The organism is Sulfurospirillum sp. HTRB-L1 (genome assembly GCF_059415125.1).
The window spans coordinates 1-20897 of record NZ_JCAHZR010000007.1 but is presented as its reverse complement, the minus strand read 5'-3'; the positions used below and the strand labels follow the sequence as shown (position 1 = coordinate 20897).

20 protein-coding genes and 1 tRNA gene are annotated in these 20897 nt (G+C 49.0%); 14 read left to right on the top strand and 7 right to left on the bottom strand.

All coding sequences use genetic code 11. From position 1 onward, the window contains the following. Positions 1-110 precede the first annotated feature (110 nt). Positions 111-1625, bottom strand: a complete 1515-nt coding sequence (locus tag AC5SLM_RS11235) for a B12-binding domain-containing radical SAM protein (RefSeq protein WP_495251055.1) — start codon at positions 1623-1625, stop codon at positions 111-113. 121 nt (positions 1626-1746) lie between these two features. Here AC5SLM_RS11235 and AC5SLM_RS11230 point away from each other — a divergent pair, with 121 nt between their 5' ends. Beyond that, a complete protein-coding gene (locus AC5SLM_RS11230) occupies positions 1747-2820 on the top strand; it encodes an ATP-binding protein (protein WP_495251054.1) in 1074 nt (357 codons plus the stop codon). On the opposite strand, the gene AC5SLM_RS11225 is transcribed toward AC5SLM_RS11230, so the two are convergent. Continuing rightward, a complete protein-coding gene (locus AC5SLM_RS11225; protein WP_495251053.1) occupies positions 2817-4484 on the bottom strand; it encodes an ATP-binding SpoIIE family protein phosphatase in 1668 nt (555 codons plus the stop codon). The two genes, AC5SLM_RS11230 and AC5SLM_RS11225, sit on opposite strands and share 4 nt — an antisense overlap. An 89-nt stretch (positions 4485-4573) precedes the next feature. Between AC5SLM_RS11225 and rnhB the strand changes: the two genes are divergently transcribed. From rnhB to AC5SLM_RS11200, 5 genes are all read left to right on the top strand, one after another. Further along, positions 4574-5125 carry a ribonuclease HII gene (rnhB, locus tag AC5SLM_RS11220; RefSeq protein WP_495251052.1) on the top strand — a complete coding sequence of 184 codons (552 nt, stop codon included), beginning with the start codon at positions 4574-4576 and terminating at the stop codon, positions 5123-5125. Positions 5126-5317: 192 nt separating this feature from the next. After that, the gene (locus tag AC5SLM_RS11215; protein ID WP_495251051.1) at positions 5318-6745 is read left to right on the top strand and encodes a catalase; all 1428 of its coding nucleotides are present in this window, start codon (positions 5318-5320) and stop codon (positions 6743-6745) included. 1 nt (position 6746) lies between these two features. After that, a complete protein-coding gene (locus AC5SLM_RS11210; RefSeq protein ID WP_495251050.1) occupies positions 6747-7232 on the top strand; it encodes an ankyrin repeat domain-containing protein in 486 nt (161 codons plus the stop codon). A gap of 147 nt (positions 7233-7379) precedes the next feature. Continuing rightward, positions 7380-8360: a DUF2156 domain-containing protein gene (locus AC5SLM_RS11205; RefSeq protein ID WP_495251049.1), complete on the top strand. Its 981-nt coding sequence runs from the start codon at positions 7380-7382 to the stop codon at positions 8358-8360. Then, on the top strand, positions 8357-8776 hold the full coding sequence (locus AC5SLM_RS11200) for a GNAT family N-acetyltransferase (protein ID WP_495251048.1): 420 nt from the start codon (positions 8357-8359) through the stop codon (positions 8774-8776). Before AC5SLM_RS11205 ends, AC5SLM_RS11200 begins: the two co-directional genes overlap by 4 nt. A 10-nt stretch (positions 8777-8786) precedes the next feature. On the opposite strand, the gene AC5SLM_RS11195 is transcribed toward AC5SLM_RS11200, so the two are convergent. Further along, positions 8787-9491, bottom strand: a complete 705-nt coding sequence (locus tag AC5SLM_RS11195) for a hypothetical protein (protein WP_495251047.1) — start codon at positions 9489-9491, stop codon at positions 8787-8789. Positions 9492-9744: 253 nt separating this feature from the next. Here AC5SLM_RS11195 and AC5SLM_RS11190 point away from each other — a divergent pair, with 253 nt between their 5' ends. The 5 genes from AC5SLM_RS11190 (at position 9745) to AC5SLM_RS11170 (ending at position 14631) form a co-directional block, all read left to right on the top strand. Then, complete coding sequence (locus tag AC5SLM_RS11190) at positions 9745-10527, top strand: alpha/beta fold hydrolase (RefSeq protein WP_495251046.1); 783 nt, start codon at positions 9745-9747, stop codon at positions 10525-10527. 138 nt (positions 10528-10665) lie between these two features. Next, positions 10666-12507 carry a 7TM diverse intracellular signaling domain-containing protein gene (locus AC5SLM_RS11185; protein ID WP_495251045.1) on the top strand — a complete coding sequence of 614 codons (1842 nt, stop codon included), beginning with the start codon at positions 10666-10668 and terminating at the stop codon, positions 12505-12507. Next, complete coding sequence (locus AC5SLM_RS11180) at positions 12462-13133, top strand: response regulator transcription factor (RefSeq protein ID WP_495251044.1); 672 nt, start codon at positions 12462-12464, stop codon at positions 13131-13133. Before AC5SLM_RS11185 ends, AC5SLM_RS11180 begins: the two co-directional genes overlap by 46 nt. A 100-nt stretch (positions 13134-13233) precedes the next feature. Then, positions 13234-13923 (top strand): outer membrane protein, encoded by a 690-nt coding sequence (locus tag AC5SLM_RS11175; protein WP_495251043.1) that lies wholly within the window; start codon positions 13234-13236, stop codon positions 13921-13923. Between the two features lie 39 nt (positions 13924-13962). Further along, a complete protein-coding gene (locus AC5SLM_RS11170) occupies positions 13963-14631 on the top strand; it encodes an outer membrane protein (protein ID WP_495251042.1) in 669 nt (222 codons plus the stop codon). 32 nt (positions 14632-14663) lie between these two features. On the opposite strand, the gene aroC is transcribed toward AC5SLM_RS11170, so the two are convergent. The 4 genes from aroC to AC5SLM_RS11150 are packed head-to-tail and all read right to left on the bottom strand — an operon-like array spanning position 14664 to position 17867. Further along, positions 14664-15737 carry a chorismate synthase gene (gene aroC, locus AC5SLM_RS11165; protein ID WP_495251041.1) on the bottom strand — a complete coding sequence of 358 codons (1074 nt, stop codon included), beginning with the start codon at positions 15735-15737 and terminating at the stop codon, positions 14664-14666. Continuing rightward, positions 15734-16420, bottom strand: a complete 687-nt coding sequence (gene rnc, locus AC5SLM_RS11160) for a ribonuclease III (RefSeq protein ID WP_495251040.1) — start codon at positions 16418-16420, stop codon at positions 15734-15736. The genes aroC and rnc overlap by 4 nt, the downstream gene beginning before the upstream one ends. Positions 16421-16423: 3 nt before the next feature. Next, a complete protein-coding gene (gene rnhA, locus AC5SLM_RS11155) occupies positions 16424-16852 on the bottom strand; it encodes a ribonuclease HI (protein WP_495251039.1) in 429 nt (142 codons plus the stop codon). Next, positions 16830-17867, bottom strand: coding sequence for a tetratricopeptide repeat protein (locus AC5SLM_RS11150; RefSeq protein WP_495251038.1), 1038 nt, complete (start codon positions 17865-17867; stop codon positions 16830-16832). Before AC5SLM_RS11150 ends, rnhA begins: the two co-directional genes overlap by 23 nt. 59 nt (positions 17868-17926) lie before the next feature. On the opposite strand from AC5SLM_RS11150, the gene dnaG reads away from it, so the two are divergent. The 3 genes from dnaG (at position 17927) to AC5SLM_RS11135 (ending at position 20682) form a co-directional block, all read left to right on the top strand. Next, a complete protein-coding gene (gene dnaG / locus AC5SLM_RS11145; protein WP_495251174.1) occupies positions 17927-19585 on the top strand; it encodes a DNA primase in 1659 nt (552 codons plus the stop codon). Continuing rightward, complete coding sequence (locus tag AC5SLM_RS11140; RefSeq protein ID WP_495251037.1) at positions 19563-20543, top strand: argininosuccinate synthase domain-containing protein; 981 nt, start codon at positions 19563-19565, stop codon at positions 20541-20543. The genes dnaG and AC5SLM_RS11140 overlap by 23 nt, the downstream gene beginning before the upstream one ends. A 63-nt stretch (positions 20544-20606) precedes the next feature. Next, positions 20607-20682 (top strand) — tRNA-Ala (locus tag AC5SLM_RS11135). Positions 20683-20897: the final 215 nt, after the last annotated feature.

The following is a 20897-nucleotide window of genomic DNA, read 5'->3' as shown; positions in this document are numbered from 1 at the left end:
TTACTGAAAGGAGGCTCAAAAGTCAAGGATATAGGCTTTTTTGGGACGTAAAGATTATCATCTTTTCCTTTTCATAAGGAAAAGATGATAATCAAGGCAACTTTTTTTCCCTAAGAAGCCGTGTGTTTACGTTGGCGCTTATTGGCCTGTTGTAGGGGTTCTTTGGAAGGGCTTTTCACCAAAGCGGTGTCGCGCAAAAAAGCAGGAAGCTTTCGCCCTGCTACGGCCATGATGTCTTCGGTGAGCAGTGCCTTGATTGCTTCTTCTTGGTGGCCCATGTGTGTATATGTATAAGTAAGCAGCAAACTTGCCAATCGGTCGAGGGAAATCTGCCACGTAGACTCGGTTTGCGCGTAAATCCACTGGCTAAAGGCGCTAAAACCCTCAAACACCTTGCCCCCTTCCCACAAAAGTGGGGCTGTTTTTTTAAAATTGCCGCTGTTGTAGACCAAGTCCCAAAAGCGTGCAAAGCGTTTCATGCGTTGCATGGCCGCAAAGGGGATGGCGTCGTTTTGCAAGATTTCATACGGAGGCGTGTCGGCGTACACCATGCCGTGTTCCGCGTCGTGACGGGACAACGTGGTGCCTGAGAGCTTTTTGAGCATCCCAATTTGAATCTCGCACTGGGCTAGGGCTTGAAGCGCGTCAAGATTGCGCCCAAAACTTTCCAAATCTTCCCCCGGCAATCCCACAATAAGGTCTACATGTAAATGGGCATGGGTGTGTTCTTGCAAAAAAGTAAGGTTTTGGGTGATTTTTGGGATATTAAGCCTTCGGCGAATCCCTTTGGCAATGGTGGGATTAAGGGTTTGAATCCCCACTTCAAGCTGGAGTGAAGCGGGGGCAAACCTAGCAATGCGTTCTTTAAGCGCCTCGGGGAAACGCTCAGGGATGACTTCAAAATGGACAAAATACTCCCCTTCTTTGGCCAAAAAGAAATCCAACAACTGGGTCGCAGTGGCAATACTAAGATTAAAAGTGCGGTCGATGAATTTAAAATTTCGCACACCCCGTTGCCACAGGGTTTCTAACGCTTCTAAGAACCTTGGCAAGGGGATTTCTCGTACTTTTTTATCGATGGAAGAGAGACAAAATTCACACGTAAAGGGGCACCCACGGCTTGCTTCCACGTAACACATGCGGTGCGTGATGTCGTGGTCGGTGTAAAAGGCATAAGGAAGCGTGATGGCATCCATATCCACAGGCGTAGGAGAAAGAAGGCGTAAAGAGGGAGGATTGGCGTTTAGGAGGTCGCGCGCAAGGGTATAAAACGCCACTTCTCCTTCTCCTTGAATGATGTAATCGGCCTTGCTAAAATCCACGCGATGAGGAAGATGACTCGCTTCTGGGCCGCCTAAAACCACCCATGTTTGGGGCGAAACTTTCTTGATGATTTCTACCAATTCGTGCACTTCGTTGGCATTCCAAATGTACGCACCAATCCCCACAACCTTTGGCGCATGGGTTAAAATCACCTCAGCAGCGTCCGCCACACTGGAGTTGATGACAAATTCCAAAATGCGACTTTTGGGTTGGAGTTCGTGGAGGTTGGCAAACAAATACCGAAGCCCCAAAGAGGTATGGGCATAGCGGGCGTTAAAAGTCGTGAGAACAATATCGTACATTATTTTTCTTTACATGTAAGGGTTGTGTGGGTGACATTATACTTTAGAGTTCTACTTTTACAAGAACTCTTTTTTACCATGGGTTTGGTATACTTTTTGGGTTACCATGTAAGGAATCCCCGTGAATGCACTCGAAGCATTGTATGAAAAACCCCCGACTTTTCACCATTTTCATGACCGAAAAGTGCGCATTGAAGCACCCAACACCCTAGTCATTGGGCCCAAGGGTGCCGGTAAAACGGCCCTTTTGTTGGATTATCTCTCCACCTTAGCACCAGGTTCTTTTTTGTATATCAGCCTTCAAGATGTTCGCCTTGACCACGACACATTAGAAGCCGCCCTTGCCGCTTTTTGCGACACACACCCCCTCGCACTTTTAGCCATCGACAATTACACCCCCACATTAGCACTCCCCCAAGGCATCCCGCTTTTGCTCAGTTCCAACGACCACGCTTTGCACCTGCCTGGCTTTACACGCTTGTGGGTCGATACGTTGGATTTTGAAGAATTTATCGCCTTTAGCAAAGGCTCCGCCTCTAGCGAACATTTGTTTAACCTCTACGCCAACCACGGCAGGTCACCTGCAAGCACCACCTTGGGGGAGACAGAACTCTTTACCTACCTTCAAACCTCCCTTTTGCTAGACCTTTACGACCCCCTTTTGGTAAACCTGTTTCGCCACATGGCCTTGTCTCAGTCGCGTCCGCTCTCGTTGCACCGCCTATACACCGCACTCAAGCCCCACCTCAAACTCTCCAAAGACAGCCTTTATGGAGCGGCGGCCTTGTTTGAACGCAAAAGTTTGATGCATTTTGTGCCCAAATTTGACGCGCCCAAAACCCCTAAAAAGGTTTACCTCAACGACTTTGCCCTGAAAAACGCCCTGACCTTTGAAAAAGATTTTATGCGACGCTTTGAAAACATCGTCTTTTGCGAACTGCTCAAAAAACACGCCAGCGTGTACTACACGTCCATGGTCGAGTTTTACCTTCCTCTCGCCCAAGAAGCCCTCGTGTGCATCCCATTTTTACCCCCAGAACTTGTGTTGCGCCGCTTTGGTGGCATGGTAGAACACTTGCGCACCCTTGGCATCAAAAAACTCACGGTTCTTAGCGTGGGTAATGAAGGCGGAGGAGAAAAAGAGGGGATTGCGTGCGAGATTGTGCCCTTTTGGGAGTGGGCACTGCAACGCTAGATGAGGCGCTTAAGGATGGTGATGGCATTTCCTTTGGCGTTAAAATAAAAACGGTCCACGAGTTTTTTGACAATCATCAATCCCCGACCACTGTACTTCGCGGGGCTAATCATGGCGTTTTTGATGGTGCGCGTGGGAAACCCTTCGCCCTCATCTTCCACGGTTGCTTCAAAGATTTTCCACTCCCCTTGGCGGTAAACGCGCAAGGTTAGAACGATGGAACGGTATGCATGAACTTTTTCCAAGGCTTCCATCATGCCCTCAAAAGCATCGGTTGCAAGGTAACGGTGTTTTTGTTCCTTGTCGATGCCAAAACTGCCATGCTCAAGGGCATTGGTGAGCAATTCCAAGAGGGCGAGCTTGCTTTGGGTGATGACCTTGGACGTGGCACCGTAACGCTCCAAAAAAGGGCGTACTTTTTCAAGCCCTTCTTCGATGCTTTCGCGGGTACTGCGCAAGGTATAGCTCTCTTTTTCACCCTTAGAAAGGTTGGCTCCTTGAAGGTAGAAATAGGCAATATCATCGCTCCCTGAACCAATCTTTTCGCTCACGCGCTCCATAAAATCAGCGATATTCACCGAACGCAAAAAATCTTCTGCCAACTCTTTTTTATACGCCTTGCCCTCTTTGGTCTCGCTCTCGTTTAGCCCATCACTGTAGGCCAAAAAACGGTTGACACCCCGCAAACACACCGAATCGAGGGCAAAAGTTTGCGTGTAAGGAGAAATGGGCATGTTGTTCCCACGAATGGACTCGCATTCGCCCCTAGGCGTAGTGGCTAAAAAGGGCGGCATTCCAAAAGAAGCGTACTCTAGGGTGAGTTCTTTTTTGTTAAAGACAATAAAAAACCCTGAAATGATTTCATCTTCCATGAGCTCTTTTTTAATATAGCTCACGTATTTTTCCACCAAAGTTTCAAGGCTAAAGGTTTCTGATTCTCGCAATTCATCAATCAAATAATTCAACATGGAAGTGGACGAGGTGGATGTCAACGCCGCCGCAACCCCCTTGGACATCGCATCAATCAAAAAACACGCCACGATGTCTTCATCAATCGTACGCACCGAATAAGAATCACCGCTCAAAAGGTCCATGGGTTTGTACACCATATCAAGGCGCAACACCAAGTTGTCGTAAAAAGGAAGGGCGACTTGTTGGTAATACAAATCGTTGCGGATGATACTTAGTTCCTTTTCAAAGGCACGTTCCATGTCCAACACCACTTGGCGGGTTTGGCCTTTTTTAATGGTGTTTTGCAAAGAATGCAACAACGCCAAATCTTCCTTTACATGTAAGGCTTTTTCCACGTTCCCAAAGGCACGCTTGACGTCCTCCTCTTCCATAGGAATATCCACAAACGCACTAGGAACCCAATGGTTTAGGGACGTTGAAGTTAAAGGAGTGCACGTTGTGCGAATGAGCAGCAGGGGGTAAAGGGCAAGTTCCACGCACCGCTCACACCGAAACTGTTCCAAAAAGGCAAAGTCCCCCACCCAGGCATTGGCAAGGCCAGACTCAAGGGCGTCGCAAAACATCGCTTCATCTTGCGCTAGAAAAATCGCTTCTTCGCCTAGGATTTTCCCAAGGGCTTCACCGTAGTGAAGAATACTCGGCGGAACAGCCAAACGCAACGAAGTGTAGGTGATTTCATCCACATAACGCATGGGGCTCCCCTTTTATTCAGATGGGCCATCCTAACTTTTTTTGTGTAAAAAATGGGTAAAATGTACCAAAACCACAAAAAGGAAGCAAGATGTTGTGCGGTGTAGACGAAGCAGGGAGAGGCTGCCTTGCGGGGCCTTTGGTCGTGGCGGGGTGCGTGTTACATGAACCCATTGACGGCCTTGCAGACTCCAAAACCTTAAGCCCCAAACGCCGCGACATGCTTTTTAAACGCATTGCCCTTAGTGCGTCTTTTAGGATTGTGTGGTTTTCACACACCAAAGTAGATACCCTAGGGCTTAGCACCTGTTTGCACCACGCTCTAAGCCGCATCAAAGCCCATTTTGGCGAGCATGAAATCCTCATGGATGGCAACTGCACTTTTGGCGTAATGGGGATTCAAACCCTCGTCAAAGCCGACATGAGCGTGCCCCAAGTGAGCGCGGCAAGCATCTTGGCTAAGGTCGCCAGAGACCGCTACATGGTGCGGATGCATGAACGGTTTCCCCAATACGGGTTTGACGAGCACAAAGGTTACGGTTCGGCGCACCACATACAACAAATCCAAGCCTTAGGCCCCAGCCCTTTACAACGCCACACCTTTAAAATCAAGTCGCTCAGGCAGCCTTCGTTTTCATTTTGAATACGCCTTTGAAGCGAAGCTCCAAAAGCTACGCTAACGCTAAGTTTTCCTCGGCGGAAAGCCCACGCACTCTTGGTGCTTGCCTTTTTTCCAAGGGCTGATTTAAAAAAGGGTAAACTTTTTTCGTCAGAAGGGTTTAAGACTTTATGAGTAAAATTCCTAGATAATAAAATTTATTAATAAGGAGAATCTATGGGCAAGCAGTTAACTACCACCGCGGGCAATCCTATTGCCGACAACCAAAACAGTCAAAGTGCGGGGGCACGAGGGCCTCTTTTGATGCAAGATTACCAACTCATCGAAAAACTTGCTCACCAAAACCGTGAACGCATCCCTGAGCGTGTCGTGCATGCTAAGGGCAGTGGTGCTTACGGCGTGCTAGAAATCACCGAAGATATTTCCCGCTACACCAAAGCCACTGTCTTCCAAAAAGGCGAAAAAACCCGCATGTTATTGCGCTTTTCTACCGTAGCAGGCGAGCGCGGTGCGGCGGATGCTGAACGTGATGTACGCGGCTTTGCCATGAAATTTTACACCCGCGAGGGCAATTGGGACTTAGTAGGCAACAACACGCCGGTGTTTTTCATCCGCGATGCGTACAAGTTTCCCGATTTCATCCACACCCAAAAGCGCCATCCCCGCTCCAACATGCGCTCCAACACTGCCATGTGGGATTTTTGGTCCCTAAGCCCTGAGTCCATCCACCAAGTGACCATTTTGATGTCCGACCGCGGCCTTCCCAAAAGCTTTCGCCACATCAACGGTTACGGCTCCCATACCTACAGCCTCATCAACGCCGACAACGAGCGTTTTTGGGTAAAGTTTCACTTTAAAACCCGCCAAGGCATCCAAACCCTCACCAACCGTGAAGCCGAAGCCATCGTAGCCAAAGACCGAGAAAGCAACCAACGCGACTTGTTTGAATCCATCGAAAAAGGCGATTTTCCCCAGTGGGATTTCCAAATCCAAATCATGACCGACGCGCAAGCCAACGCGGCACCCTTTAATCCCTTTGACCTTACCAAAGTGTGGCCGCACAAAGAGTACCCTGTGATTCCCGTGGGCACACTGACCCTTAATGAAAACCCTCAAAACTACTTCAACGAAGTGGAGCAAGCCTCTTTTTCCCCTTCAAACGTGGTGTCAGGCATTAGTTTTTCACCCGATAAAATGCTCCAAGCACGGATTTTTTCTTACCCCGATGCCCACCGTTACCGTGTAGGAACCCACTATGAAATGCTTCCGGTGAATCGCCCCATCGTGGAAGTGAACACCTACAATGCCGATGGCTCCATGAATTACAGCCAAGGCATCAACACCGATGCGTATTACGAACCCAATAGCTTTGATGGACCCAAAGAAAACGCCGCCTTTGCCGAACCGCCATTGGCCCTTGAGGGGGACGGGGACCGTTACGACCACCGCGAAGGCAACGATGATTTCTCCCAAGTCAGAGCGCTCTTTACCCTCATGAATGCAAGCCAAAAAGCCCAGCTTTTTAGCAATATCGCCGAAGCGATGGATGGCGTGCCTCAAGAAATCATCGCACGGCAAATCGCCCTTTTTGAGCGCGTTTCGCCCGATTACGCCAAGGGCGTACAAGCAGCATTGGGACAATAGTATGCAAATTACGCCCGAAGAAGAAGCGCGCTACGAAGAGCTCCAACGCATGGCACTAGAGTTCGCCAAAGAAGGGCACACGGTCGCGCTAATGGCGATGGTGGGTGCGGGCATGAGTGTGAACTTGTGTGACGCCAAAGGCAACACGCTGTTGATGTTGTGCGCTTACCACAACCACCTCAAAACGGCGCAGGCCTTGTTGCTTCGCGGTGCCAATGTAGACCAAAAAAACGACCGAGGGCAAACCCCGCTTGCGGGCGTGTGCTTCAAAGGCTACGACGCCATGGCAAAACTCTTGATAGACTACGGGGCAAACCCTTATGAAAACAACGGTTTGGGTGCCACACCCATCACTTTTGCCCTTCTTTTTGGGCACGGGGAATTGGCCCAAACCCTCATCAAACACGGGGGTAAAAAGCCCTCGGTTTTTGAGCGTTTTCTCTTGGGGTTTGGACGGTGGTTTTCTCCCAAAAAATCTTCCGCTTAACTTCACGAAAAATTCCTTACATGTACACCTTTTTTGAGTAAATTAACCCCTTTAAAAGCCCTTGATTTAGGGCTTTTAAAGGACTTTACTGCAAATGGCATTTTTTGGAGTACAATTCCAAAAAATCACCCCCCTAGGAGACCCCTCGTGCCAACCTTTAGTGTTCGCGGACACAAGCTTAAACACTTTGATATTAAGGCCAAAAGCCTGATGGAAAACCACCTTCAAGAACTGGACATCAACATCAGCGACTACACCTTTGCTGCCAATTACATTTGGCTTTCCAACGTGAGTGGCTTTTACACCATCATCGACGATTCCTTTTGCCTTTTTGCCATGACGGGCAGTGAGCTTTCCATGCTCTTGCCACCCCTTGGAAAAAAGGAAAATTTTTACGATGCCATCATGGAGTGCTTTGCCATCATGAACGAAAACAACGCCTCACGTTATTACGCGCGCATCGACTACGTGGCGGAGAAAATGCTCGAAACCTTCGTCAATGACCTCGAAGAAGGCACCATCATTTACGAAGTGTTGCAAGATTTCGTCGTGGAGCGCAAACTAGTAGACTACCTGTACAAAAGCGATGACCTCATCGAACTCAAAGGCAACGCGTACCACACCAAACGCAACGAGATTAACAAGTTCAAAAAAGCCTACCCCAACTTTCGCGTCGCCCTTTTAGACCCCGAAGAGCACGCCAGACCCATCATGCTCCTCTTTCACAAGTGGGTCGGAGACCGCATCCGTTACATGCCCAAAGAAGAGGCGGAACTGTTTTTAGAAGGCATCTACCAAGAACAACACGCGGTCAAGCGGATGCTTGGGCACTACCACGAACTAGGGCTCATCGGGATTGTGCTCTACATTGATGAAGAAGTCAAAGGCTTTACAGTAGGAGAACGCATCAACCACGAAACCGCCAGCGTCATCATCGAAAAAACCGACTTTGAGATTTTGGGATGCGCGCAATTTGTCTTCCGTGAGTTTTCCAAGATCCTCAAAGACACCTACGGGTCACTCTACATCAACGTGGGCGATGACATGGGCTTTGAAAACCTCAAAAAAGTGAAGATGAGCTACCGACCCGACCGCCTCATCCCCAAGTACACCATCTACCAAAAATGATTTGCAAACACGCATGCGAGGAAGAGTTGCACGCCTTGCTTGAGATTGAAAACGCATGCTTTAGCGAGAAAGATAGCCCCTTGACTAAACGCACCATGGGTTATCATCTGAGGCGTGGGCGCATTGTGGGGGCGTACGAGGGGGATGAACTACGCGGCTACATCCTCCTCTTTCCCCGTAAAATCCCGCGCGTTTATTCCCTCGCCGTTCACCCCAGTGCGCGTGGAAAGGGCATCGCTAAAATCCTCCTCCAACACGCCTTACATGTAAACAAAACATTGCGTCTTGAAGTGCGCACAGACAACCTGAGTGCCATAGGGTTGTACGAAAAACTAGGCTTTACATGTAAGGGAGTAAAAAAAGGGTTTTACCCCGACGGGTGTGATGCAAGGGTGTACGTAAAACACAACGATTAGGGTAATTTTCTTACCCTTCCTCTTGCGCGCTATCGGCGTGGGCTGACGCTTCAAAGTGGGTGACTTCGCTCAAATCCTCCAACCAAAAACTCGAACTCGTCATTTTAAACGTGCAAGCGCCCTTAGAGCGTGAGAGCACTTCTAAAATCCAAATAATGCCCTCGGCTTCTTGGAAACTTGGTCCGCTGATTTGCTCACTGTAGAGGCGATTTAAAATGGCGTTTTTGCTCATACCGCCTGCGAGCAACCTGGTTAAAACTGGCTTCAACGGGGTGTCAAAAATCTCTAAATCTTCTTCATTTTCTGCCTTTACTTGCAGTGTCAACTCCACCCCTGTGGGCTGAGAAAAAATGCCATTGTAGGCTAATCTTAGCAAAGAGTAGGCATTAAAAAGGCGATGGTGGTAATGCAAATCAGAAAACTGTTCCCACATTTTGTCATTTGGTAACTCGTGGGAGAGTTGGTCGATTTTCCCCTCGGTGATATCCGCATCTGCCAATAGATAGCTAAGCACAATTTTGCCAGCTTCGTGGTGCTCTAAGTCGCTTAAAGACATCAAACACATCTCTTTTAAATCCTTTTCACTCAAGCCCTCTAGGCCCTCATTGATGCCCATCATTTCCAAAAGCTTTGTGTAATCACTGCTTGACCACGCGTGTGCTATTTCGCTGATGGATTTAAAATTGGTTATTTCAACACTAAATTTTTGACGCATGTCATGTTCCTTTGGGTGGGTTAGCTTGATAGCAAAACCCCACCTTCATTCTATCACATTAGCCCAATGGAGTGCTATTTTAAGGCTTTTGGCTTGTGCTAAAATCTTTGCGACCCTCACTGGCAATATACCAAGCTACGGCCACTGTAAATATTGTATGCCAATGCACGCGGGTATTGGCCGGTTTGTCCTTAGCGCTATGGTTTTGAGGGAAATGTGCTAGACTATTTGCACTCCAGCACAAGGAAAAACCATGCACACGCTAGTCAATGGCATCGCCATCATCACCCAAGGAGACCCAAGCGCTCAGCCACTTGTTTTCATTCACGGTTTCCCCTTTGACCAAACCCTTTGGGACGGCGTTATTGGGGAGCTAAAAAAGCATTATTATTGCATTAGCTACGACGTACGGGGGCTTGGAAGCTCAGAAGTGGGTCACGGGCAATACACCATGGAAGGGTATGTCGATGACCTTGAAGTCGTTCTTTCGCACCTAAATTTACACCAACCCATCGTGTGCGGTTTCTCCATGGGCGGCTACATCGCACTACGCGCCAGCGAACGACTTCAAGATTTCAAGGCACTCGTCTTAGCCAACACAACCCCAACCAGTGACAACAATGAAGCCAAACTCAAACGTGCCAGCGCCCTAAAGAAAATCGACAAAGAAGGGGTTGCCTCTTTTTTAGAGGGCTTTTTCGCCGTTGCGTTTTCAAAACACTTCCAACAAAACCACCCCGATACACTCTTACATTGGAAAGAAAAGATTCTAAGCTTTGACCCCATCGGAATCAAAGGCGCACTTTTAGCCATGATAAGCCGAACAGACACCACAAGTTCACTAGAACAAGCTCCCCCAACTTTGCTCATCGAAGCAAGTCAGGATGAAATCATCCCGCCAGGCACAATGAAAAAACTCGCCCAAAACATTAAAAATAATCGCTATGAGGAGCTTCAAGAAAGCGGGCATGTGAGCATGCTAGAAAATCCGCAAGCCTTTGCGTGCGCATTGAAAGCGTTTTTGAGCGACTTGTAAAGCCGCCACTACTTTTGTACATGTAAGAAACGGGAGGCTTTTTCCTTACATGTACCGCTTCTTCGGTTGCATTTGGAACGCATTTGGAACATACCTTTTGTTATAATCTTTTGACCGTTTTTTAACACAAGGGAAACAATGGGGCGCATGGTAGGGGTGTGGGTTGTTGCTATTGCTTGTTTATGGGCCAAGCCCTTTGTCTTGCCTGAAACGTTTGATGCACACTCTCTCATGCCCCACACCCACTACTTGCTCACCCAAGAGGCCGACCACGCACCCCAAGAGATCCTCAACCAAGCCTCTTGGCAAGAAGCCCCGCATACCATCCTCTCCTTTGGCTTTGATGAGCAGTCCCATTTGTGGCTCAAAGCAAGCCTTGAAAACCCCCACAAAGAACCCCGCGCCTTGGCGGTGCAGTTTTTCCCGCGCATTAATGAGCATGTCGCGCTCTTTCTTTGCGACACCACCTGCCAACCCCTCACGCCAAAGGCGCCCCATTTTTACCTCCAACCTACCTATGAAATCACCCTAGCACCACAGGCGCACGCAATCCTTTTGGCACACACGTACTCTTTTGGGACCGCGCTCAAGGCCAAGTGGCACCTTTTCTCCCTTGAACGTGCGCGCTACGACATGCTCGTTGATGCTGTCGCCTTGGCTCTTTTTTTTGGCGCTATGGGAGCGCTGTTACTGTACAACGGGTTTTTGTTTGTGTTTTTAAAAGACATTACCTACGGGTGGTACGTGTGTTATCTGGCCGCCATCAGCTTTCATCACATGATGTACACGGGTGTGGGCTACATGCTTTTTCCGCCGTGGTTTATGGACACGGTGCGCGATGCTAGCGGTTTGGTGTTTACGCTTTTTACGTTTTTTATGATGCTTTTTACGGGGGCTTATTTTAAAACGCACCTGCACTACCCTCGCTTTCACCGTTGGCTCAGCCTGCGGTACGTGCTTGTGGGTGGCGCGCTCTTGGGAGGCTTTTTTCCCGCCCTCTTTCAACCGCTTTTAGCCCTTAATGCGGTACTTGTCTTTTCTCTTTTGGGGTTTGGGTACTACTTGCTGGCCAAGCGTAACCCCTTGGCGCCCTATTTTGCGGCGGGGTGGAGCGTGCTTGTGGTCTCATTGTTGCTCATGGCCTTTTTAAACCTTGGTACCTCAACCTTGTACGACAACCTCCCTTACATTGCAGAAGCGGGCATTGTCTTTGAAGCGTTGTTGTTTTCTTTTGCGCTTGCAAGCCGTTTGCGCCTCTTGCAAAGGGCCAAAGAGGAGAGTGACCGCGCACTCTTGACGCTCAAAGAAGAGCAAAAAGCGCTCTTGCAATCCACTGTCGAAGAAAAAACCGCTAGCCTCAAAGAAGCCCTTGAACACAAGGAGGTTTTACTTAAAGAGTTAAACCATCGGGTGAAAAACAACTTGCAAATGATTGTCTCCCTCTTGAACCTCCAAATCCCCCGCACCCAAAGCGCAGAAGCTACGTCCATGCTTGAAGAAGCCATCGGCCGTGTGCGCACCATCAGCACCTTGCATGAGATTCTTAACCGCGAATCACCCACGCAAACCCTCGACATCGCCCCCTATTTTTCAGCCCTAGCCTCACACGTTCAAGCCCTTTATGACCCCGAAAAAAAAGTGCTTTTAACCCTTACATGTAAAGGAGCATTGCCCATCAAGGACCTCATCTACTGCGGGCTTATTTTAAATGAACTACTCACCAACGCTTACCGCCACGCAAGGTCAAACACCCCTGTGACTATCACCGTTAAAGCGCGCACTTCGCCCCAAAAAGCCTCCATCACCGTTGCTGATTCGGGTGATTTATTTGTGGAAACCAAAGAAGCAAAAGGGCTAGGGCTCTCCCTCGTGCGCACGCTTGTACGCCAACAACTTGGCGGAACGCTCACCCACGCTACCAAACAAGGATGCACATGGACACTCTCCTTCACGCCAAGCGCCACCCCATCCTCGTCGTAGAGGACGAATCCATCGTCGCGATGGATATTGTTCTCACCCTAGAACGCGCCGGTTTTTTGCATTGTGCTAGTGCTAAAAATCCTAAAGAAGCCTACCGGTGCGCCAAAAAACAACCCCCTGTTGTGCTCATTTGCGACATCAACCTTGGCGAAGAGGAAAATGGCATCGACGTGGCTAAAGCCTTGCACACACACTTTGGGTGCGCTGTTGTTTTTCTCACCGCCTACAACGACACCAAAACCCTTGAAGAAGTGGCCCACATTCCCTTTGCCCAGTACCTCTCCAAGCCCTACACACCCACCGCTTTGCTTTCCATGGTTAAACTCGCCCTGTTGCGCCACACCCAAACGGTACTACACTTTGGCGAGCATGCGTACAATCCTTTTACCCAAACCCTCAGTTACCGCGACAAACCCCTTTCTCTCACCCACAACGAAACCCTTTTGTTTCACCTGTTGGCCCTCAAAGAAGGGGCCGTGCTTAGCGAAGCGGAGCTTGATAACACCCTTTGGCCTTTCAAAGCTGTCTCCCAAACCACCAAGCGCACCCTCATCCACCGCCTGCGTCAAAAAATAACCCCCCTACAAATCCTCAAAGTCTCCAACCTCGGCTACCGCTTATCCTAAACGCGTCCATTTAGAACGCTTTTGGAACAAAATTTTTCTACCATATACAAAGCAGATATTTCCTCTTTCTTTAATTTTGAAATTTACCAAAGGAGTGGCTATGAAAAACATCTGTCGCATCGTCGTGGCATTGTGCATTTTTGTACTTGGCTTGGAGGCCGAAGAAACAAATGCCAAAAAAATCTACCTTTCCATTAAAGCAGGAACCTCTTTGATGAAGTTTTCTAACTCCAACTATAATTCCACAACTCTTGGAAATTGGAACAAAGAGTACGACCGGTCCGCCAAAGATACTGTTGGCATGGGAGCTTTAGCACTAGGCTATTACATCACTCCACAAATTCGTACAGAACTTGAATATGCCTACCGAAAAGAACACACTTACACCAAAACGCCCACCAACAACAATATGGCAAACTCAAAACAAAAAACCGCCATCCAAACTGTCATGGCAAATGTTGCTTATGATTTTGATGTGCTAGAGGGAATTACGCCTTTTGTTTTTGGTGGTGTAGGCATCGCACACCATGATTTTGACTTTTACGCCAAAACAATTCCACCTCTTCACACGTACGATGGCAAGAAAAAAACAACATCCTTTGCGGCCAATGTTGGCTTTGGCGCAAGCTACCCCCTTGGCTCCTCAACCGTGATTGATTTTTCTTACCGTTTTAGTTGGCTTGGAGAAGGCAAATGGCAGGCTCTGCGCAGTGATGACGCAGACAAGGGGTACGGAAGTGCTGATTTTTCTGCCAGTGAAATACTCTTGGGTATTCGCTATGTGTTTTAAAGTTTAACGCACCTATCACTTACACAAAAAGGAGTTCCTATGCGACATGTTGTATCAAAATTATGCTTAGCGCTGTGCGTTTTTGGCGCGAGTGCGCAGGCTAGGGGAGTTGGGAAGGATGGTTTTTACCTTGGGGCAATTTTAGGTGTCAATAGCCCCACGGTACAATCTACCGTCACAGACACAGGCGGGCTAGACACCTTTTCCACTGACATCAATAAGGCCGGGTTGATGTTCGGACTTCACGCAGGGTGGAGGATGCATGTCGAGGGGGGATTTCACGGGGTTGAAGCTTCCTATAGAGACTCTACCGCTAAAGGCACTTACAACATGGGCTCTTTAGGCGGCGGGTTTAAAACCAACGCCTCTTTTGATCTTTCCTATAAAGGTGGCTACGCCATCGCACCGGAAACCTACGTCACAGGGCGTTTAGGCTACGGTTGGCTCAGGGCTAGTCATCAGGTTTTTGGTAGCTCTTTTGTAAACAACGGTTCGTTTAACCATACCCTTGGGTATGTATTAGCAGGCCTTGGCGCGGAACACTACCTTAGCAAATCCCTCTCCCTTGGTGGCGAATACCTCTACCGTCACGCCACTGAAGATGTCAAAAAACGCCACATGTACACTGACAACAGTGGTGACTACACGGATATCAAAGGCGAATACTCTGACCACTCTTTTGTGGTTAGCCTCAATTACTTCTTTTAATTTTTTGTAACAAGAGGGGCCTTTCCTTCTTGTTACATGTAAAGCTTTTTGACTTGCTCTATCGTACTTCCCATGTTAAGTAGCAACATGTCCGCTACCACCAACACTGCCATGGCTTCGGCGACGACACTGCCGCGTACGGCGATGCACGGGTCGTGGCGGCCTTTGAGGTTACATGTAAGGGCGTTGCCGTGAATGTCTTGGGTGGGTTGGGCGTGAAAGATGGACGGCGTAGGTTTAAAATGGACCCGCAGTTCTATGGGCGCACCTGAGCTAATGCCGCCCAAAATGCCACCTGCGTGGTTGCTTAAAAAACCGTTTGCGTTCATAAGGTCGTTGTTTTGACTACCCTTAAGGCGCGCGGCGTTGATGCCCTCGCCTATTTCTACAGCCTTGACGCCATTGATGCCCATCATCGCTTCGGCCAGTCTAGCGTCGAGTTTGTCATACAACGGTTCGCCCAGTCCTGCGGGTGCGCCAACAATGCGCACCAACGCGCTTCCGCCCACCGAATCATGGCTGTTTTTAGCTTCTAAAATGGTCGCTTTTTGAGCTTCTTCGTACGCAGGGTCAAGGGCAAAAATCTCGCTCTTTCGCGCATGTTCAAAGTCCACGGCCTCGCCCGCCACTTCGCCAATGGCGCAAATCCCGCTTTGCACACGGATGTTTAGCGCTTCAAGCAAAGCCTCAACCACGCCAGCCGCCGCCACGCGCGCGGCCGTTTCTCTGGCACTGCTACGTCCACCGCCTCGGTAATCGCGGATGCCGTATTTCTTCCAGTAGGTTAGGTCCGCGTGACCCGGGCGAAAAAGGTCTTTAACCGCGCTGTAATCGCTGGATTTTTGGTTTTCATTAGGGATGAACAGTGCAATAGGTGTACCTGTGGTCAGGTCCTCAAACACCCCGCTGAGCACTTGCACCGTGTCACTCTCTTTGCGCGCAGTGGCATAGGGCGTTTTGCCAGGACGGCGGCGTTCAAGCCAAGCTTGAATGTTCTTTACATGTAAAGGAAGTCCCGCAGGCAACCCCTCAATCACACAGCCAATCCCTGCTCCGTGAGACTCCCCAAAGGTGCTCACGCACACCCGTTTTCCAAAATGGTTCACGCGCCCTCCTTGGCTAAAATATCCAACGCCAAACGTGCCGCTTCTTGCTGGGCTTCTTTTTTGCTTTTGCCCCGTGCGCAAGAAAGGGTGCGTTCGTGCACCTTGGTTGCCACTTCAAACTCTTTTTTGTGGTCTGGGCCAAAAGAACGGAGCAACACATACTCTGGTGTCACGCCAAAGCGCGCTTGGGTGAGCTCTTGCAAGGTGGTCTTGTAATCTTTAAAAATGCTGTCCATGTCGATTTTGGGGTACACGCTCTCCAACAAGCGCTCCACAAATTCCCGCGTCCACTCCAAACCCGCTTCAAGGTAAATCGCTCCCATGACCGCCTCAAAGGCGTTAGAAAGCAAAGAAGCTTTGATGCGTCCTTTGTTGTTCTCCTCGGCAAGGGAGATAAAAATAAACTCGCCAAGGCCCAAATGTTGGGCCAAAATCTCAAACCCTTTTTCGCTCACCAACGACGCGCGCATTTTGGAGAGGTCGCCCTCGGCCACGTTTGGAAAAGAGCGAAACAAATACTCTCCCACAATCAAATCCAACACCGCGTCCCCTAAAAATTCTAAGCGTTCGTTGTTGTACGGTTTTTTGTAACTTTTGTGTGTGAGTGCCTCGATTATCAGGTTTTTATCCCGAAACTGATAACCCAGACGCTCTTCCAATGCCCTCGTTGCACGTTTTTCCATGATTTACCCTTGTAATTTGGCCTTGCTTGCTTCTTCTTTAGCGATGATATCGCACCGTTCATTTTCCTCGTGCCCATCGTGCCCACGCACCCACGTTGCCTGTACTTTATGGGGTTTGGCCACTTCCAAATAGGCTTGCCATAAATCGACGTTTTTGATGTTTTTAAAGTTTTTCTTGACCCAGGTTTCAAGCCATCCGTTCACCGCGTTGACCACATAACTCGAATCGCTCACGATGCTCACTTGACAAGGTTCTTTCAAAGCGCGAAGCCCCTCAATCACCCCCAAAAGCTCCATGCGGTTGTTGGTGGTGTGTGCTTCGTGCCCCCGCACTATTTTTTCCGTGCCATTAAAGCGCAAAATCGTTCCAAATCCCCCAGGACCTGGATTTCCCAGCGCAGAACCGTCGCTAAAAAGGAAGATGTGCTTCAAGGCGCTCTTTCGTAATGATGGATTCGATTTTCACAGAACCTAAGGCGTGGCAACTGGGACAACGGTAAAAATGCACCGGAAAGGTTTGCTTGCACGCGTCGCAAAAATAGCCAAAGCTTAAACCCGCTTCTTTGTAACCTGTCTCTTGGAGTTTGCCCAACACTTCAAGCTCAAATACTTCGCACGCCAAGGACTCCACCTCGTAACCTCTGGCTTTAAACACCGCTTTTGCCACAGGGTCCGTGAGTGCCTCCGTGCGCACCAAATGGGGGTCAAGGTACCACAGCAAATCCAAAATGGTGTGGGTGTCAAAGGTGGCTATCTCTTCCCAATCCAACACAAGTTGGTGCTTTAGCCAATACTCAAACACCATGCGTTCTGCCAGACCAAAGCTCTCTTTTAACGCGCGTAATGCGGTCAATTTGGCTTCGTGGTTCACGGCTTTGTCTGCCAAAATACTCTTGGCTTTGACGTAAGCTTTTTGGGCCGCCACGTCCGCGCCCATCTCTTCAAGTGCGTCTAACACTTCCAAGGAGTGTTCAAATTCTTTGAGTTTTTCATAGGTCACGGTGAGATATTTTAACGCCACTTTGTTGCGGGGAAACAAGCGTAAGGCTTCTAAGAAAACCTCGCAGCTGCGCCGTAAAAATCCTGCTTTAAAGTAAGTGGTGCCAAGTTCGGTGAGGATGTATTGCTTTTCGTCGCGATTTTTCACGCGCTTTAGGGCCAACAAATACACACCAATGGCTTTCTCAAAGTCGCCGCTTTTGGTGTACGAATGGGCTAAAAGCCCTAAGGATTCTGTAGGAACGGCAAACTCGTCTAAGAGTTTTTTGTAGTCATCTTCGTCTGTCGTGATTTCAAACCGCTTGATAAACTGCTCAATACTTTGCTTTTCTTCTTTGGACTTAAACACACCCCACCAGTAATTTACAAAGGCGATAATAAAGACAATGGTAAATAAAATGATGATACCAAACATCGGATCGCGGTATTCAATAAAAAACGGTTCCAAGAGCTTGCCTTAGCGTGAATTGGGCTAGATTATAGCTAAGATTGAGTACAATTGCGCTTATGATAGACGAACAATCCATTCAAACCCTCAAACAACGCCTTGATGTGGTAGAAGTCGTAGGACACTACCTTGAACTGAAAAAATCAGGGGCCGCTTTTAAGTGCCTCTGCCCGTTTCATGATGATTCAAGCCCGAGTTTACATGTAAGCCCTTCCAAGCAAATCTACCATTGTTTTGCCTGTGGTGCAGGGGGCGATGCCATTAAATTCGTCATGGAATACGAAAAGCTCACCTACCCTGAAGCCATCGAAAAACTCGCAAGCATGTACAATTTTTCCCTTGTCTACACCAACAAAATGGGCGAAAAACGGGAAGAAAAAAAGGTGCTCGAAGCCCTTAACCTCTACTACCAACAATGCCTCGAAAAAGAACCCGCCGCCAAGGCGTACCTCCAAGAAAGAGACATTTACGACGCCTCGGTAGAAAAATTTGAGATAGGCTACGCCCCCGCCTCCCATGCGACGCTCCGCTTTTTACAAGAGCACGGGTTTACCATCAACGACGCCAAAGAAGTCGGTGCGGCAGATGTGGGCGAAAACGACCGTCCTTACGCCCGCTTTATGGAACGTGTCACCTTTCCCATCTACGCACCCAGTGGAAAAATCGTCGGTTTTGGCGGCCGCACCATCACGGGCCACGTGGCCAAATACGTCAACTCGCCCCAAAGCAAAGTGTTCAACAAATCCTACCTACTCTACGGCTACCACCTCGCCAAAGAACACATCTTTAAAGAAGGGCGCATCATCGTCACGGAAGGGTATTTGGACGTTATTATGCTTCACCAAGCGGGCTTTACTACCGCGGTTGCCACCCTTGGCACAGCACTCACCAACGAACACCTTCCTTTGCTTTCTCGGGGCAATCCACGCGTCATTCTCTCGTATGATGGCGACGAAGCGGGTATTGCCGCGGCCTTGAAAGCATCTAGGCTGCTAAGCAACCACGGCATCGCCGGTGGCGTGGTCATCTTCAAAGAAGGGCTAGACCCCGCCGACATGGTACAACGGGGCGAACAAGCGGCCCTCGCCAAGCTCTTTGACGCGCCGCAGCCTTTTGTGGAGTTTTGCCTTGAGCGCACCATCAAAACCTACAACCTCAAAGACCCGCTCCAAAAGCAACGGGCCCTTGAAGAGGCCACCGCCTTTTTGAAAAGTCTGCCCCCTGCCGTAGCGGCGTCTTACCAAGGAATGCTCGCGGATATGCTCGGGCTTAAAGAGACCTTTGTACGCGTGGAAAAACCCAAACACGCCACCAATGCCCCGCGAAAACGCGTCTTTGAGGACACCCTAGAGCTCACCATCATCAAAACCCTCTTGCTAGAGCCTAGCTTGATTGATACGGTGCTTGACATCATCGATATTTCCATGTTTAAAACCCACGGCGAAGAGTTTCGCGCCCTTTTGGACGGACGTCACGACCATCCAAGTTTGCGCCGATTACTCTTGTGGGAAGACATCAAAATCTACCCCGAAGAGGAGCTGATTGGCTCGTTGATTCACTTTTTGGGAGCGTACTATCAAGAAGAATTAGAACGGGTCAAGCGGGCCTCACACTTGGCTTTTGAGACCAAAAGTTTCCTCATCCGCAAGATTCAACACATCATGGTTAAACTCAAAAAGGGAGAACTCGTTCCGTATGAAAGCTTTAGCACTCTTTAGCGGCGGGCTTGATAGCATGTTAGCTATGAAGCTCATCACTGACCAAGGCATTGAAGTGATTGCCTTACATGTAAACATTGGATTTGGCCCAGACAAGGGCAAACACGCGCTCATGCGCCAACGTGCCAAGCAAGTAGGAGCCACCCTTGAAGTGTACGACGCACGCCAAGCCTACCTTGATGAAGTGCTCTTTAGCCCACTCCATGGCTATGGCAAACATTTTAACCCTTGTATCGACTGCCACGGGTTCATGTTTCGTTTAGCCAAAACCCTTTTGCCCCTTTACCACGCGGATTTTATCATCACGGGCGAAGTGGTCGGGCAACGTCCCATGAGCCAACACAGGAAAGCCATCCGCACCGTAACAACCCTCGCCCAAGATGAAGAGGGGCTCATCGTGCGCCCGCTGTGCGCCAAACTTTTAGAAGAAACCTTGCCCGAAAAAGAGGGGTGGATTGACCGCGCGCAGTTACTGGACATCAGCGGGCGAAGCCGTGAACGCCAAATCGCTTTGGCACAAGCGTATGGACTAGACGATTACGAACCGCCTGCGGGGGGATGTTTGCTCACCCATGCCCATTTTGCCAGTAAAATCAAAGACGTGTTAGCCCACGGGGAGTTTGCCCTTGAGGACATCGCGTTATTGCGCCACGGACGGCATTTGCGCTTGCCAGAAGGCGCTAAACTGGTGATTGGACGAGACGAAGCCGACAATGGTGCCTTAGAAGAGCTCACCCACTCCAAGTACGATTTTATCGACCTTGGGGAGTTGATTGGGCCAACCGCCTTGCTTGAAAAATACGCCAGTGCCTCAGACCGTGAGCTTGCCATGCGCCTTGTGCTCGCCTACGCCAAAACTTCGCCCGAGGCTTCCTATACAGTGCGTTTTAACCAAACCTTTTTCACCCTCACACCCCTTCCCTCAACGGCTATCGCGCAAGAATACCTCATTCGCTAAGAGGCTTTACATGTAAAGCCTCTTTAAGGTTATTTTACTTATAATTGCGTTCTTCCAAAATGTGGGGTGTTAGCTCAGCTGGGAGAGCGCGACGCTGGCAGCGTCGAGGTCAGCGGTTCGATCCCGCTACACTCCACCACGACTTTTAGGGCTTTTAAGCCGTTTTTAGAAACCTCTCAAAATCTTCATTCACCACCAATTTTCCCAATTTCTCTTTTTTTGAAAACTGTGTCGCTTTTTAATTTTCCAATCCAACAAAACAAAACCTTCTTCTTCTTTAAATATAATATAATTACTTCCAATTTCATATATATATAGCAAATCTGAGAACCAAGAACGGTTTATTAAAAAATT